The organism is Cloacibacterium normanense, from assembly GCF_002943105.1.
Lineage (GTDB): Bacteria > Bacteroidota > Bacteroidia > Flavobacteriales > Weeksellaceae > Cloacibacterium.
The window spans coordinates 254,515-268,553 of the sequence record NZ_PTPZ01000003.1 but is presented as its reverse complement, the minus strand read 5'-3'; the positions used below and the strand labels follow the sequence as shown (position 1 = coordinate 268,553).

At 34.3% G+C, this 14,039-nt stretch carries 13 protein-coding genes; 2 read left to right on the top strand and 11 right to left on the bottom strand.

What is annotated here, in order from left to right; translation table 11 throughout:
• Nucleotides 1-8: 8 nt before the first annotated feature.
• The 3 genes from C3729_RS06730 to C3729_RS06720 form a co-directional block, all read right to left on the bottom strand.
• A complete protein-coding gene (locus tag C3729_RS06730) occupies nucleotides 9-782 on the bottom strand; it encodes a ParA family protein (RefSeq protein WP_104793450.1) in 774 nt (257 codons plus the stop codon).
• Between the two features lie 191 nt (nucleotides 783-973).
• Nucleotides 974-1,798: an energy transducer TonB gene (locus C3729_RS06725; protein WP_104793449.1), complete on the bottom strand. Its 825-nt coding sequence runs from the start codon at nucleotides 1,796-1,798 to the stop codon at nucleotides 974-976.
• A 204-nt stretch (nucleotides 1,799-2,002) separates the two neighbouring features.
• Nucleotides 2,003-3,289: an adenylosuccinate synthase gene (locus C3729_RS06720; protein WP_069797639.1), complete on the bottom strand. Its 1,287-nt coding sequence runs from the start codon at nucleotides 3,287-3,289 to the stop codon at nucleotides 2,003-2,005.
• Between the two features lie 210 nt (nucleotides 3,290-3,499).
• On the opposite strand from C3729_RS06720, the gene C3729_RS06715 reads away from it, so the two are divergent.
• Nucleotides 3,500-5,125, top strand: a complete 1,626-nt coding sequence (locus tag C3729_RS06715) for an alpha-amylase family glycosyl hydrolase (RefSeq protein WP_104793448.1) — start codon at nucleotides 3,500-3,502, stop codon at nucleotides 5,123-5,125.
• 24 nt (nucleotides 5,126-5,149) lie between these two features.
• On the top strand, nucleotides 5,150-5,665 hold the full coding sequence (locus tag C3729_RS06710; protein WP_104793447.1) for a TlpA family protein disulfide reductase: 516 nt from the start codon (nucleotides 5,150-5,152) through the stop codon (nucleotides 5,663-5,665).
• 34 nt (nucleotides 5,666-5,699) lie between these two features.
• On the opposite strand, the gene C3729_RS06705 is transcribed toward C3729_RS06710, so the two are convergent.
• From C3729_RS06705 to C3729_RS06670, 8 genes are all read right to left on the bottom strand, one after another.
• On the bottom strand, nucleotides 5,700-6,353 hold the full coding sequence (locus C3729_RS06705) for a DUF2461 domain-containing protein (RefSeq protein ID WP_104793446.1): 654 nt from the start codon (nucleotides 6,351-6,353) through the stop codon (nucleotides 5,700-5,702).
• Between the two features lie 174 nt (nucleotides 6,354-6,527).
• Nucleotides 6,528-7,400: a succinate--CoA ligase subunit alpha gene (sucD, locus tag C3729_RS06700; protein WP_069798080.1), complete on the bottom strand. Its 873-nt coding sequence runs from the start codon at nucleotides 7,398-7,400 to the stop codon at nucleotides 6,528-6,530.
• A gap of 59 nt (nucleotides 7,401-7,459) precedes the next feature.
• Nucleotides 7,460-8,362, bottom strand: coding sequence for an LpxD N-terminal domain-containing protein (locus C3729_RS06695; RefSeq protein ID WP_104793445.1), 903 nt, complete (start codon nucleotides 8,360-8,362; stop codon nucleotides 7,460-7,462).
• Between the two features lie 71 nt (nucleotides 8,363-8,433).
• Nucleotides 8,434-8,997 carry an elongation factor P gene (efp, locus tag C3729_RS06690; RefSeq protein WP_069798084.1) on the bottom strand — a complete coding sequence of 188 codons (564 nt, stop codon included), beginning with the start codon at nucleotides 8,995-8,997 and terminating at the stop codon, nucleotides 8,434-8,436.
• Nucleotides 8,998-9,026: 29 nt separating this feature from the next.
• A complete protein-coding gene (gene lpxA / locus C3729_RS06685; RefSeq protein WP_104793444.1) occupies nucleotides 9,027-9,815 on the bottom strand; it encodes an acyl-ACP--UDP-N-acetylglucosamine O-acyltransferase in 789 nt (262 codons plus the stop codon).
• Entirely contained in the window at nucleotides 9,812-11,212 is a 1,401-nt protein-coding gene (locus C3729_RS06680; RefSeq protein WP_104793443.1) for a bifunctional UDP-3-O-[3-hydroxymyristoyl] N-acetylglucosamine deacetylase/3-hydroxyacyl-ACP dehydratase, read from the bottom strand. The genes lpxA and C3729_RS06680 overlap by 4 nt, the downstream gene beginning before the upstream one ends.
• Entirely contained in the window at nucleotides 11,205-12,239 is a 1,035-nt protein-coding gene (lpxD, locus tag C3729_RS06675; protein WP_104793442.1) for a UDP-3-O-(3-hydroxymyristoyl)glucosamine N-acyltransferase, read from the bottom strand. The genes C3729_RS06680 and lpxD overlap by 8 nt, the downstream gene beginning before the upstream one ends.
• Before the next feature lie 58 nt (nucleotides 12,240-12,297).
• Entirely contained in the window at nucleotides 12,298-13,512 is a 1,215-nt protein-coding gene (locus C3729_RS06670) for an HD domain-containing protein (protein WP_069798092.1), read from the bottom strand.
• Nucleotides 13,513-14,039 lie beyond the last annotated feature (527 nt).

Genomic DNA, 14,039 nt, shown 5'->3' with positions numbered 1-14,039 from the left:
TAAAAATGTTATGCTTTTTGTAATTTTTCGTTTTTCAGAAGTACTTCTTCTGCGAGTTGAATGTATTGAATTGCACCTTTGCTTTCGGCATCGTACATCAAGATGCTTTCTCCGAAACTTGGCGCTTCAGAAAGTCTTACATTTCTAGAAATTACCGTTTCGAAAACCATTTCTGGGAAATGCGTATTCACTTCTTCTACCACTTGGTTAGAAAGTCTTAATCTAGAATCGTACATCGTAAGTAATAAACCTTCGATGTCTAAATCATAATTGTGAATTTTCTGAACATTTTTCACGGTGTTCAATAATTTGCCTAAACCTTCCAAGGCAAAATATTCACACTGAATTGGGATGATTACAGAATCTGCAGCAGTAAGTGCATTTACCGTAATAAGACCTAAACTCGGTGCACAATCGATGATGATGTAGTCATACTCAGATTTCACCTCTTCTAATGCTTTTTTGAGCATATATTCTCTCTTGTCACGGTCTACTAACTCAATTTCCGCTGCTACCAAATCAATATGAGAAGGTACAAGGTCTAGATTTGGAGATGAAGTTTTCTGGATACAATCTTTCACATCTGCACTGTGCTCCAATAAATTATAGGTAGAAAAATTCACTTCTTCTATTCCTAAACCAGAGGTAGCATTAGCCTGTGGATCTGCATCGATTAATAAAACTTTTTTCTCTAAAACGCCAAGCGCAGCTGCTAAATTCACTGCAGTAGTGGTTTTACCTACGCCTCCTTTCTGATTGGCAACTCCAATAATTTTTCCCATAAAAATGAATTAGTTTCCAAAAATACAATAAATAGTCATTCGGTTGAATGTTAATAACTGTCAAAAATATTAAACTATTGTGAATTAATGGGTTAAAGCATAAAAAAATTATCCACAATTTTTAGAAAATGTGGATAATTAAATGAATTGCTATCGATTAAGACAAAGTAGAAATTAAATATTCTAGATGATTATTCGAACTGCATAGAAATAGGGAATCTAAAATAAGAACGAACATTTTCGCCTTGAAATTTTGCAGGATTCCATTTTCCTTTAATTCCTTTTATCGTTTTTTCTGCTTCTTTATTAAAATCTGTATTCGCTCCAGAAACTTTAATATTAGAAATCGTTCCGTCTCTTTCTACTACGAAAGTTACGACTGCTTTTACCACCTCTCCTGTTTCATTTTCGATGACACTAGAATCAAAATTTTGTAAAACTTTTGTTCTAAAAGCATTAACTCCTCCGATGAAATCTGCTTCTACATCTACATCTCTTATGATGTCATTTGGATTAGGTTTAGTAGTTTCTTTTACAATTTCTTTTCCGTTTTCTGTTCCAGTAGCTATATGCTGATTAGGATTGGTAACAGCAACTCCCGGAGTTGTAGTCGTAGAAATTACGGCATCTTCTACTTTTTGATTAATGGTCTCCTCTTTTACAGCGTCTCTGGTTGGAGTTGGAGGAGTTAAACTTTGCGTTTTTACCTGAACTGGAGCTTTCGGAGGAATAACTCTAGGTTCTGGTTTTTCTATTCTATCGTCTGGTCTATCTACATTTTTTAGATTGATAGGTACAAATACAGGAGTTTCTGCGGCTTTAGGTTTTAGCGTATTAATAAGTAATGGCGTCATTGCTAAAAGACCAAATAATCCAACTCCTATAAATAAAGCCTTTTTTAGAACGACATTAGCTTCGTTTCGTAGAGCATACGCTCCATATTCTTTGTTTCTCTTCTCGAAAACAACTTCGTTCAGCGCTTGATGCGGGTCATAAGTAAAGAAATTTTTGCTCATTGTGTGATTTTTTAGATTAAACAAATTTCAAACACGATTATTAATTTTTTATCTTCTTGCAAAAAGTAATTAGAGTAATTCAATTACCTTGCCAAAAAATTATTTAAAATTCAATGTTTTATTTGTTTTCAATGAAAATAACACAATTTTAAAATAAAAAATCACGCCAAAAGCGTGATTTTCAATATTTTATATCAATTATGATTAGAATAATTCTTTTCTAATAATGTTTTGACTTCTTTCTGGACCTACAGATACCAAGTATACATTAATTCCTAGATATTCCTCGATAAATCCAATATATTTCTTAGCGTTTTCCGGCAATTCATCAAAAGTTCTAGCCGTAGTAATATCTTCTGTCCAACCTGGTAAATCTGTGTAGATTGCTTCGTAATCGTATAATTTCGTAGTAGAAGAAGTGAAATAATCAATAATTTTTCCGTCTTCAGTTTTATAATGCGTAGCAATTTTCAAAGTATCAATTCCTGTAAGAACATCTAATTTAGTAATCACTAAATTATTGATACCATTAATCATACAAGCGTGTTTCAGCGCTACTAAGTCTAACCAACCCGTTCTTCTTGGTCTTCCTGTAGTTGCTCCGTATTCATGCCCCACTTTTCTAATGTGCTCTCCTAAATCATTATCTAATTCTGTTGGAAAAGGACCGTGACCAACTCTAGTAGTATACGCTTTGGAAACCCCAATTAAATTCTGTAAAGAAGTTGGCGGAACTCCTGCTCCTGTACAAACTCCACCTGTAGAAGGCGAAGAAGAAGTTACGTAAGGATAAGTACCGAAATCTATATCAAGCATTAATGCTTGTGCTCCTTCAAAAAGGATATTTTTATTATCACGAATCGCTTCGTTCAATTCTAATTCTGTATCTACAATTCTATCTTGAAGTTGTTTTCCAATTTCTAAAAATTCATTGTAAATTTCGTCAAAACTCATGGCTGGTTTTCCAAAATATTTTTCGAAAAGATTGTTTTTAATTTTAAGATTTTTCTCAATTTTTTCTTTTAAAACTTCTGGATTCAAGAGGTCAATCATTCTGATTCCTACTCTCGCTATTTTGTCTTCATAACAAGGTCCGATTCCTTTCTTGGTAGTTCCAATCTGCGTTCCGCCCAATTCTTCTTCTCTGTAAGTATCGAGCATGATATGATAAGGCATAATTACATGCGCTCTTCTGCTGATAAAGACATGGTCAGTTTTATAACCTTTAGCTTCTAGCTGTCCTATTTCTCGTAAAAAAGCTTTAGGATTTACCACTACTCCATTCGCAATAATACATTTTCCTTTGCATTGTAAAACTCCAGAAGGAAGCAAGTGTAGCACAAACTTATCTTCGCCTACATAAACAGTGTGACCAGCATTGTCACCACCTTGAAAACGAACTACATAATCTGATTTAGCTGAAAGAACATCGGTAATTTTTCCTTTACCTTCATCTCCAAATTGAAGACCAACAACAACGTAAGTTGACATAAATTTTTAGAATTTTTTATTAGATTTTTACAAAGGTAATTGTAAAAAACCGTATCGCCAAATTAAGTTTTCACGAATTTACAACCTGAAAAATTTCATTCCTTTTGATAGCCGCTTTCCGTGAATATTCCTTAAATTTATGCCGCCATTTTTTTGAGTTAAAGAAATTTAGCCTTAAAATTGCTTTCATTACAAATAATAAGATTCTTTATGAAAAAAATAGTTTTAGCTTCCGCATTCGCTTTTTTAGCAAGTTGCGCATCACAAAATACCACAACTCCATCATCGTTTGATTGGAAAGGAGCCAATGTATATTTCGCAGTGACCGATAGATTCAATAATGGAAATCCTGACAATGATGTTAATTTCAATAGAACCGAAAAAGCAGCTGTTTTAAGAGGTTTCGAAGGTGGCGATATAAGAGGTGTTATTCAAAAAATAGATGAAGGTTATTTCAATAAATTAGGAATTAACGCGATTTGGCTTACTCCAATTGTAGAACAAATTCACGGAGCTACAGACGAAGGAACAGGTCTTACTTATGCTTTTCATGGATATTGGACTAAAGATTGGACCGCTCTTGACCCAAACTTTGGAACTGAAGAAGATTTGAAAGAATTGGTAGAAAAAGCGCACCAAAACGGAATAAGAATCGTATTAGACGCCGTGATTAATCACACTGGCCCCGTTACTTATGCAGACCCAGAATATCCTAACAAATGGGTAAGAACAGAACCACAATGTACTTACAATTCTTATGAAATGACCACCGCTTGTACTTTGGTTAAAAATTTACCAGATGTAATTACTGAAAGTGATGAAAATGTAGGACTTCCGCCAATGTTAGAACAAAAATGGAGAAAAGAAGGCCGTTACGAAAAAGAAATGTCTGAACTAAATGTATTTTTCGTGAAAACAGGATTTCCGAGAGCGCCTAAATATTACATTATGAAATGGCTTGCTGATTATATCGTAAAATATGGAATCGATGGTTACAGAATAGACACGCTGAAACACACTAATGAAGACGTTTGGAAAGATTTCAAAAAAGTTTGCGACCTTGCTTTTGCTGAATATAAATTAAACAATCCTAAAAAAATTCTAGACAACTCACCATTCTTCACCATTGGAGAACTTTATGGTTACGGAATTTCTCAGAAAAGATTGTATGATTTTGGAGACAAAAAAGTCAATTATTACCAAAACGGATTGAATTCTTTAATTAATTTCGATTTCAAAGGAGATGCCAATAAATCTTATGAAGAAATCTTCAGCAATTATGATCAAATTTTGCACACAGACCTTTCTGGAAACACCGTAATGAACTATATTTCTTCTCACGATGATGGCGGACCTTTTGACAAAGAAAGAAAAAGAAATTACGAAGCGGGAACAAAACTTCTACTCGCTCCAGGAATTTCGCAAGTTTATTACGGCGACGAAACCGCTAGAAAATTAATCGTGGAAGGTGCAATTGGTGATGCCAACCTAAGAAGCAATATGAATTGGGACGAGGTGAAAAACAATCCTGAAACCCAAAAAGTATTAACACATTGGCAAAAACTAGGTCAGTTCCGTAGAAATCACGCAGCAGTAGGCGCTGGAAAACATCAGATGGTTTCTAACTCACCGTATTGGTTTACCAGAACTTATAAAGACGACAAAGTTTTAGTTGGTTTGGACTTAAATCCTGGCGTAAAAGAAATTTCTGTAGCAGGAATTTTCGAGAACGGAACGAGATTAAGAGACGCTTATAGTGGAAAAACCGCAAAAGTTACCAACGGAAAAGTTTCTATAGATTCAGAATTTGGCATAGTTTTGTATGAAAAGTTATAATTAAAATTCTGTTTTTAAAAAAATATGAAAAAGTTTATCCTATTGTTTGCGCTTCTTATATTTGGTTGGGGAGTCTCGCAACAAGTTCCAAAAGTTTTGAAAACCAAGTTTTCTAAAGAAGCTTTGGCTCAAAAAGTAACCGATATTAATGGTAAAACCATCAGTATTTCTAAAATTTTAGACCAAAATAAAGGAAAAATTGTGGTACTCGATTTATGGGCAAGTTGGTGTAGAGATTGTCTAAAAGCAATGCCAAAAGCCAAAGAATTAGAAGATAAAAATCCGAATGTGAAGTTTATTTTCCTTTCTCTAGACCGAAACGAAGAAGCTTGGAAGAAAGGATTAGAAAAACATGAAATGACTCAAAAAGAAAATTATTGGTTTCATGTAGGATGGAAAAATGATTTTAATAATTACATAGACCTCAACTGGATTCCGAGATACTTAATTGTAAATCAAAAATCTGGAATTGCAAAATATTATGCGATTTCTCCAGAAGATCCAGAAATTCAGAAAACGATAGATGAGTTATCAAAATAAAAAAAGTCAGAGTTTATAAACTCTGACTTTTTCTTTACATAAAAGGCGTTTGTAAAAAATCATTGAGCGGTTTCATGGCTTTGAAAATTTTAGCAAATTTCTTAACCGCATTTTCACTGAGCAATTGTTCATCAGACACAGGGTGTGTTACAATAAAATGCTTGAGTTTTAAATATTCAGCCATTTTATCATCTTTTTCAAAACCTTGAGGCACTTTTTTCAGTTTATCTTCTACACTTAATCCTCGAAAATAATTTCTGAATTCGTCTTGTCCTAAAATCGCTTTGAACTCATCACCAAAAGCAGAAATTTCTTGTCTTATCGTCTTTAAAACCGATGGTTCTGGCTTATAAACACCACCTGCCAAAAAAGATTTTCCGGGTTCTATATGCAAATAATATCCTGAAATTTTATTTCCTTTACCCATTCCTAAACCCGCTCCGAAATTGGTTTTATATGGTGTTTTATCTTTAGAAAACCTTGTATCTCTATAAATTCTAAAAACAGATTTTTTAGCCTCTAGTTTTTCCATTTCTTCATCAAAATCCGCCATTTCTTCTATTAATTTCTCCACAAAAGAAATCACATCTTGTTGCGCTTCTTGATAAAGCGTTTTATTTTCATTAAACCATTCTCTATTGTTATTCTTTTCTAAATTTCTAAGAAATTGAAGGATGGATGATTGCATATCAAATGTTTTATTTTCAAAATTAGTGAATTTTAGAAAACTATATGCATGAGTAAAATGAAAAACCACATAAAAATTTCCTTAAATAGCCATCAATAATTTCCAACGGTTAATTAAAATAAAAAGCTTCACAACTAAAATTGTGAAGCTTTTTTATAATGTATTTAGTAAAATTTATCCTAATACTTTAGCAATAGTTTTACCGATATCAGCTGGAGAAGCTACAACGTTGATTCCGCATTCTTCCATGATTTGCATTTTTGCTTGAGCAGTATCTTCTGCACCACCTACGATTGCACCAGCGTGTCCCATTGTTCTACCTTTAGGAGCAGTTTGACCAGCGATGAAACCTACTACTGGTTTTTTAGAACCAGAATCTCTGTACCATCTTGCTGCTTCAGCTTCTAATGAACCACCAATTTCACCAATCATCACTACTGCATCAGTTTCTGGGTCGTTGATGAATAATTCTAAAGCTTCTTTAGTAGTTGTTCCGATGATTGGGTCACCACCAATACCAATTGCTGTAGAAACACCAAAACCAGCTCTTACCACTTGGTCTGCAGCTTCGTAAGTTAAAGTACCAGATTTTGAAACAATACCTACTCTACCTTTTTTGAAAACGAAACCTGGCATAATACCGATTTTAGCTTCGTCTGAGGTGATAATTCCTGGGCAGTTTGGACCGATTAATCTAGCACCTTTATCTTTAATATATTCTTTTACTTTTACCATATCAGCTACCGGAATTCCTTCAGTAATACAAACGATTACTTTAATTCCAGCTTCTGCAGCTTCCATTACAGCATCTGCAGCAAATGCAGGTGGTACAAAAATAATAGAAACATTAGCTCCTGCTTTAGCAACTGCGTCTGCAACGGTGTTGAAAACTGGCTTACCAAGATGTTCAGTTCCTCCTTTTCCTGGAGTTACACCACCTACTACGTTGGTTCCGTATTCAATCATTTGAGTTGCGTGGAAAGTTCCTTCGTTTCCTGTAAATCCTTGTACGATTACCTTTGAATCTTTATTTACTAATACTGACATGATTTATTTTTTAATTTTTGTAAAAATACTATTTTTATGATTTCACACAAAGTAAAGACCTATAAATTTTTTAATTTGACTTCTTTTTTTAGATATTCTCTAAATTCTTCGGCTAAGCTACCGAAATAAGTTTTGCCTCCTTCTAAGTCTCTGTTCACTCCAGTTTTACCTAAAAGCACCGCTCCTTTTCCTACTCTTTTGCCAGAAGCCATGCCAACTTGTCCCCAAACTTGTACATCATCTTCTATGATACAACAACCTGCAATCATCGCTCCAGAAGCTACTAAAGTTCTTTCGCCAAGTACAGTATCGTGACCTATTTGGATTAAATTATCAAGTTTTGAGCCTTTTTTGATAATGGTAGAATCTGTAACACCACGGTCTATACAGCAGTTTACCCCGATTTCTACATCGTCTTCTAAAATCACATTTCCTACGGAAAGCATTTTTCTGTAACCTTCAGCATTTTTGTTGTAATAGAAAGCATCGCCACCTAAAACAGTTCCTGCCTGAATGATACAATTATTGCCAATGACCGTTCTGTCACCTATCACTACATTCGGGAAAATCATACAATTATCCCCAATTTTCACATCATTTCCGATGATTACAGAAGGGTGAATTCTACAATTTTCGCCAATAGAAAGATTGTTCCCAGTAGTTTCAAAAGTTTGAATACCGGTAAAATGTTCATTGATTTTATTGAAGTCTCTGAAAGGATCATCAGAAACTAAAAGTGCTTTTCCTTCTGGACAAGCTACTTCTTTGTCTATCAAAATGATGGTAGCTTCGGAATGAAGCGCTTTATCATAATATTTAGGATGATTGACAAAGACTATTTCTCCTTTTTTTACGCGATGAATTTCATTGGTTCCAAAAATTTGAAAATTTTCGTCGCCTACATATTTCGCACCGATGAGTTCGGCAATGGTTTTAAGGGTTTGTGGAGATTTGAAAGTCATATTTTATAGAGATACGAGATGCGAGATACGAGATACGAGAAAAACTCGCAACTCGTTTCCCATTTCTCAAATTATTTTACTCTTTCTAGGTAAGAACCGTCTTCTGTGTTTACTTTAATTTTGTCACCAGCTTCAATGAAAAGTGGAACCAAAACTCTAGCGCCAGTTTCTACGATGGCGTTTTTAAGTGCATTCGTTGCAGTGTTTCCTTTTACACCTGGATCTGCTTCTATTACTTCTAGGTAAACAGTTGGTGGAATTTCCGCTGAAAGTGGAGTTTCATCTGCTTCTTTCATAATGATGGTTACTTCTTCCCCAGCTTTCATGAATTGAGCGTTTTCAATCATTTCTTTGTTCAAATACATTTGAGAGAAATCTTCGTTATTCATGAAGTGGAAACCATTCTCATCATCATATAAGTATTGAAATTTACGAGTAATTACTTTTACCTCATCAATTTTATGACCTGCAGAAAAAGTATTATCAATTACTTTTCCATTGGTTACAGATTTAAGTTTAGTTCTTACGAAAGCAGGACCTTTTCCTGGTTTTACGTGTAAAAATTCGATTACTTTATAAATGTCATTGCTGAATTCTATACAAAGACCTTTTTTAATATCATTACTTGTTGCCATTAATATTTATTATTTTTTAAAATATGTTTTTATTCTTTTCCTGTCCCGTATCCTTTTACGATTCCACGAGGTGAATTTTTAATAAATTCTAAAATCTCGTCTCTTTCTTCCGTAGGTGGCATTTCGTTTTCGATGAATCTTGTTGCTTGAGAAACATTCATTTTAGATTGAAAAAGATATTTGTAGATTTTTTGAATTTCGAAAATTCTATCATTACTGAAACCTCTTCTTCTTAATCCCACAGAATTAATTCCTGCATAAGACATAGGTTCTCTCGCTACTTTTACATAAGGTGGAATATCTTTTCTTACGAGTGTTCCTCCAGAAATCATCACGTGTTTCCCGATTTTACCAAACTGGTGCACCGCAGAAAGACCTCCCATTACAGTGAAATCTCCTATTTCTACGTGTCCAGCTATTCCGCAACCGTTTACAATGATGACATGGTTTCCTAAAACACAGTCGTGAGCAATGTGAGAAGTAGCCATGATAAGACAATCATTCCCTACTTTGGTATAGCCTAATGCTTTGGTGCCTCTGTTGATGGTTACACATTCTCTGATGGTAGTATTATCTCCAATAATGGTCAATGTTTGTTCACCATCAAATTTCAAATCTTGTGGAATTGCAGAAATTACCGTTCCAGGAAAAATTCTACAGTTTTTACCAATTCTTGCACCATCCATAATGGTAACATTGGGACCAATCCAAGTTCCTTCTCCTATTTCTACATCTGCAGCAATGGTGGTAAAAGGTTCTATGGTAACATCTTTGCCAATTTTGGCACGTCTGTCTACAGCGGCTAATTGATGAATCATGAGTCTAATTTGGTTTTAGCAACTTGAGCCATCAATTCTGCTTCTACTACTACGCTGTCTCCTACGTAACCGTAACCTTGCATATGAACAATGCCTCTTCTTATAGGTTCTATTAGTTCTATTTTAAAAATAAGAGTATCTCCAGGAATTACTTTTTTCTTGAACTTTACCTTATCTATTTTAACAAAATAAGTGGAATAATTTTCTGGGTCTGGAACATTTGCCAAGACTAAAATACCTCCAGCTTGAGCCATCGCTTCGATTTGTAAAACACCAGGCATTACTGGTTCTTTAGGAAAATGACCTACAAAGAAAGGTTCATTCATCGAAACATTTTTAAGACCTACCACATGAGAATCTGATAATTCTAAAATTTTATCAATCAATAAAAATGGTGGTCTATGCGGTAAAAGACGCATAATCCCGTTAATATCAAAAACAGGTTCTGCTTTTAAATCAAAATCTGGCACGTTTTTCTTTTTTTGTAATTTCCACTGTCTATTCAGTTTTTTCGCAAATTGTGTATTCACGAAATGTCCAGGCTTAGTAGCAATTACTTTTCCTTTAATTTTTACACCTGTTAACGCTAAATCGCCGATTACATCTAGCAATTTATGACGAGCTGCTTCATTAGGATAATTAAGGGTAAGATTATCTAAAATACCATTAGGTCTAATCGTAACTTCTTCTTTACCGAAAGCTTTTTTAAGTTTTTCAGCGGTTTCTGGAGTTAATTCTTTGTCTACGTAAACAATAGCGTTAGAAATATCTCCCCCTTTAATAAGACCACTGTCTAAAAGCATTTCTAATTCGTGCAAGAAACTGAAAGTTCTCGCCGAAGATATTTCTTTTTTAAAATCTGTAATATTTTTAAGAGAAGCATTCTGAGTTCCTAAAATTTTAGTCCCGAAATCTACCATTGTAGTAATTTCGTAATTTTCAGAAGGAATAATGGTAATTTCTGAGCCAGTATTAGGATCTACATAGTTCATCACTTCTTTGATGACTAAATATTCTCTATTTTGCTCTTGTTCTACCACTCCAGCTTCTTCTATTGCTTCTACGAAAAATTTAGAAGAACCATCCATAATTGGTGGTTCTGCACTGTTCATTTCTAAGATAGCATTATCAATATCCATTCCTACTAAAGCAGCTAATAAATGTTCGCAAGTATGGATTTTAACACCTAATTTTTCTAACGTAGTACCTCTTTCTGTAGTCGTTACATAATTTACATCTGCTTCCACTTGAGGATGACCTTCTAAGTCTGTTCTTACAAATACAAAACCTGTATTTTCTTTAGCAGGTTTCATGGTAAGGTTTACTTGTCTTCCTGTGTGAAGTCCAATCCCAGAAAGTGATACTTCTTTACCTAAAGTCTTCTGTTTTTCACTCATTAGTATTTTCTTTTGAGTTTTTTTCTAGATTATTTATTCGTTCAACAATTTCAGGGAATTTTCTGAAAAGCACATAGCTTCTTCTGTAATCACCAGCGTTGAAAGCAGGTGTTCCGAAGAGTGTTTCACCGTCTTGTACATCTCTATTTATTCCGCTCTGAGCTTGTACTCTAATCTGGTTACCTATTTTGAGATGACCAGCAACACCAGTTTGTCCGCCAATCATATTCCAATCTCCTATAACGGTAGAACCAGCAATACCAGCTTGTGCTGCGATAACGTTATTTTTACCAATTTTCACGTTATGAGCAATCTGAATTAGATTATCTATTTTGGTTCCTTCGCCAATAACAGTAGAACCGATAGTTCCTCTGTCTATACTGCAATTAGAACCTATTTCTACATTATTTTCTATAACTACATTCCCTAATTGTGGGATTTTTTGATAGCCATCTTTTGTAGGTTGGAAACCGAAACCATCACTTCCTACCACTGTATTAGAATGGATGATGCAATTATCGCCAATCACACAGTAATCATAAATTCTAGCACCGCTATAAATAATAGAGTTTTCGCCAATTTTTACATTTTTCCCGATGTAAACTTGAGGAAAAATCTGTGTTCCGTTACCGATTTTTGATTTATCTGAGATATAAGAATGGGCACCGACGTAGACATTCTCTCCTATTGTTGCACTGTCTGCAATAGTAGAAGGCTGTTCAATTCCTGATTTTTTTTCTTCTCTCATCTGTTGATAGAGATTCATTAAAACCTGAAAAGCCAAATAAGCGTCTTCTACTACAATAAGTGTAGGTTTATAGTTTTCTTCTTTAACAAATTTTTCAGAAACAATGATCACAGAGGCTTCTGAAAGTGAAATAAATTCTGCAAATTTTTCTTGAGAAACAAAAGAGAGTTGACCATTTTGCGCATTCTCTATGGGCGAAACACCTGTAATTGAGGCATTTTCGTCTCCCAAGATTTTTCCATTGATAAAACTTGCAATTTGAGCTGCAGTAAATTCCATATCGTGCAAAGATACGAAAATCTTATTACACTCATACAATTTTTAGTTTTTTGAAAACTTAAATTTCTCTCGGGAAAAACAGAATGTTTTTGGTGGTTGGTTGGTTGATATGCGCTGATAGAATTTGAGTTTCTGCGTCTTCCAACTTTATCTTTCTTCCGTCTCTTTTGAGCAAAAAAATCGGTTGTTTTTGATTATCATAAGGAAGCAAAGTTCTGCTGATTTGTTCCACCAATTGGTCTCCATTTTCGATGCCAAATTTCTGATTAGCTCGTTCTATTTTTTCTAAAATTTCTGATTCTTCAAATTTTTGAGAAGAAAATACCGTTTTTGGGAATTTTCTCTGAACCACCGCTTTACAGAAATAACTCAACACAAAATCATCCGCATTTTGCCAAGTTTTTATCGCGCTCAGTACATCTGTATCATCCAGTTGTGTAAAACGATTCACATCTTCTTCTGTCGCTTTTTCGAAATCAGTTTTGTACAAGAAATATTTTAAATTTCCGTAAGCTTCCACTTGTTTTCCTTCAGAAATGAGCTGTTTTGCTCTGCTCAAGATTTTCACCAAAAGATGTTCTGCCAAAGCCGAAGTTTTATGATAGTAAACTTGCCAATACATAAACATTCTTGCAGTAAGGAAATTTTCAATGGAATAAACCCCTTTTTCATCAATCAGAAGTTCATCATCTTTTACATTCATCATCGAAATAATTCTCTGCGTGTTCACACTTCCTTCTGAAACTCCCGTAAAGAAACTGTCTCGCTTCAAATAATCTAACCTATCTACATCTAACTGCGAAGTAATCAATTGGTTAAAGAATTTACGATGGTATTTTCCTTGAAACATTTCTATCGCCAAATCTAATTCACCATTAAACTCATCATTCAATTTTTTCATCAATAAAATCGAAAGTTTCTCGTGATGCCAATCTTCCATCAAAAGACTTTCTAAAGCGTGAGAATACGGACCATGACCTACATCGTGCAATAAAATAGCGAGAAGCGCCGCTTTTTCTTCTTCGTCTGAAATTTTTACATTTTTCAGTTTCAAAGTTTCTAGCGCTGTAAACATCAAGTGCATTGCGCCTAAAGCATGATGAAATCTGGTATGGGTAGCTCCCGGAAAGACCAAACTCAATAATCCTGTCTGAGAAATTCTGCGCAATCTCTGAAAATAACGATGCTCTAACACATCATACAAAATTTCGTAAGGAATTTTTATAAAACCATGAACTGGGTCGTTGATAATTTTGAGTTTATTGGTGCTCATTTGAATAGATAAATGATGATTGATAAATGATTCTTCAAATTTACGGAAATTTAGTTTAACAGATTTTTAATTCATCTCATGCTTTACGACTTCTTCTGTGACAAAAAATAAAATAAGTTTTTTTGGTTATAAAACTTAGAGTTCTCACGATGAAAGTTTACACTATTATTACGCATCAATTAGCTTAATTATTTCGCCTTTTTTTGTCTTTTTTGAGACATTTGTTCGAGTCTTGTTCGAATCAAGTTCGAATCAGCTTCGGAAAAAGGGTACTTTTTGCGAACAAAACTCGAGTTTGACTGCCACTTGATTCAACTCAAACCCTTATTTGTTTTCTTCAAAACGCCATATAAAGTTCTGGGTATCATAAGAAGCAAGTATCTTGCCTATGTCCTGCAAGTAAAGTGCAAGCAGACATTAACTACCCTTTCCTTATACATTCCTTTGACTTTCCTTTGACATTGCTTTGGATAGGGTTAAGGTTTTTTAATAAGCTTTTGAGCATCAAAAATACTTTTGTATATTTG

Excerpts from the sequence above, each read along its gene's own strand:
- C3729_RS06705 (WP_104793446.1), bottom strand. The coding sequence starts at position 6,353 with ATGCAATCATCCATCCTTCAATTTCTTAGAAATTTAGAAAAGAATAAC.
- efp (WP_069798084.1), bottom strand. The coding sequence starts at position 8,997 with ATGGCAACAAGTAATGATATTAAAAAAGGTCTTTGTATAGAATTCAGC.
- C3729_RS06670 (WP_069798092.1), bottom strand. The coding sequence starts at position 13,512 with ATGAGCACCAATAAACTCAAAATTATCAACGACCCAGTTCATGGTTTT.
- C3729_RS06710 (WP_104793447.1), top strand. The coding sequence starts at position 5,150 with ATGAAAAAGTTTATCCTATTGTTTGCGCTTCTTATATTTGGTTGGGGA.
- lpxA (WP_104793444.1), bottom strand. The coding sequence starts at position 9,815 with ATGATTCATCAATTAGCCGCTGTAGACAGACGTGCCAAAATTGGCAAA.
- sucD (WP_069798080.1), bottom strand. The coding sequence starts at position 7,400 with ATGTCAGTATTAGTAAATAAAGATTCAAAGGTAATCGTACAAGGATTT.
- C3729_RS06725 (WP_104793449.1), bottom strand. The coding sequence starts at position 1,798 with ATGAGCAAAAATTTCTTTACTTATGACCCGCATCAAGCGCTGAACGAA.
- lpxD (WP_104793442.1), bottom strand. The coding sequence starts at position 12,239 with ATGGAATTTACTGCAGCTCAAATTGCAAGTTTTATCAATGGAAAAATC.
- C3729_RS06730 (WP_104793450.1), bottom strand. The coding sequence starts at position 782 with ATGGGAAAAATTATTGGAGTTGCCAATCAGAAAGGAGGCGTAGGTAAA.
- C3729_RS06695 (WP_104793445.1), bottom strand. The coding sequence starts at position 8,362 with ATGACTTTCAAATCTCCACAAACCCTTAAAACCATTGCCGAACTCATC.
- C3729_RS06720 (WP_069797639.1), bottom strand. The coding sequence starts at position 3,289 with ATGTCAACTTACGTTGTTGTTGGTCTTCAATTTGGAGATGAAGGTAAA.
- C3729_RS06680 (WP_104793443.1), bottom strand. The coding sequence starts at position 11,212 with ATGAGTGAAAAACAGAAGACTTTAGGTAAAGAAGTATCACTTTCTGGG.
- C3729_RS06715 (WP_104793448.1), top strand. The coding sequence starts at position 3,500 with ATGAAAAAAATAGTTTTAGCTTCCGCATTCGCTTTTTTAGCAAGTTGC.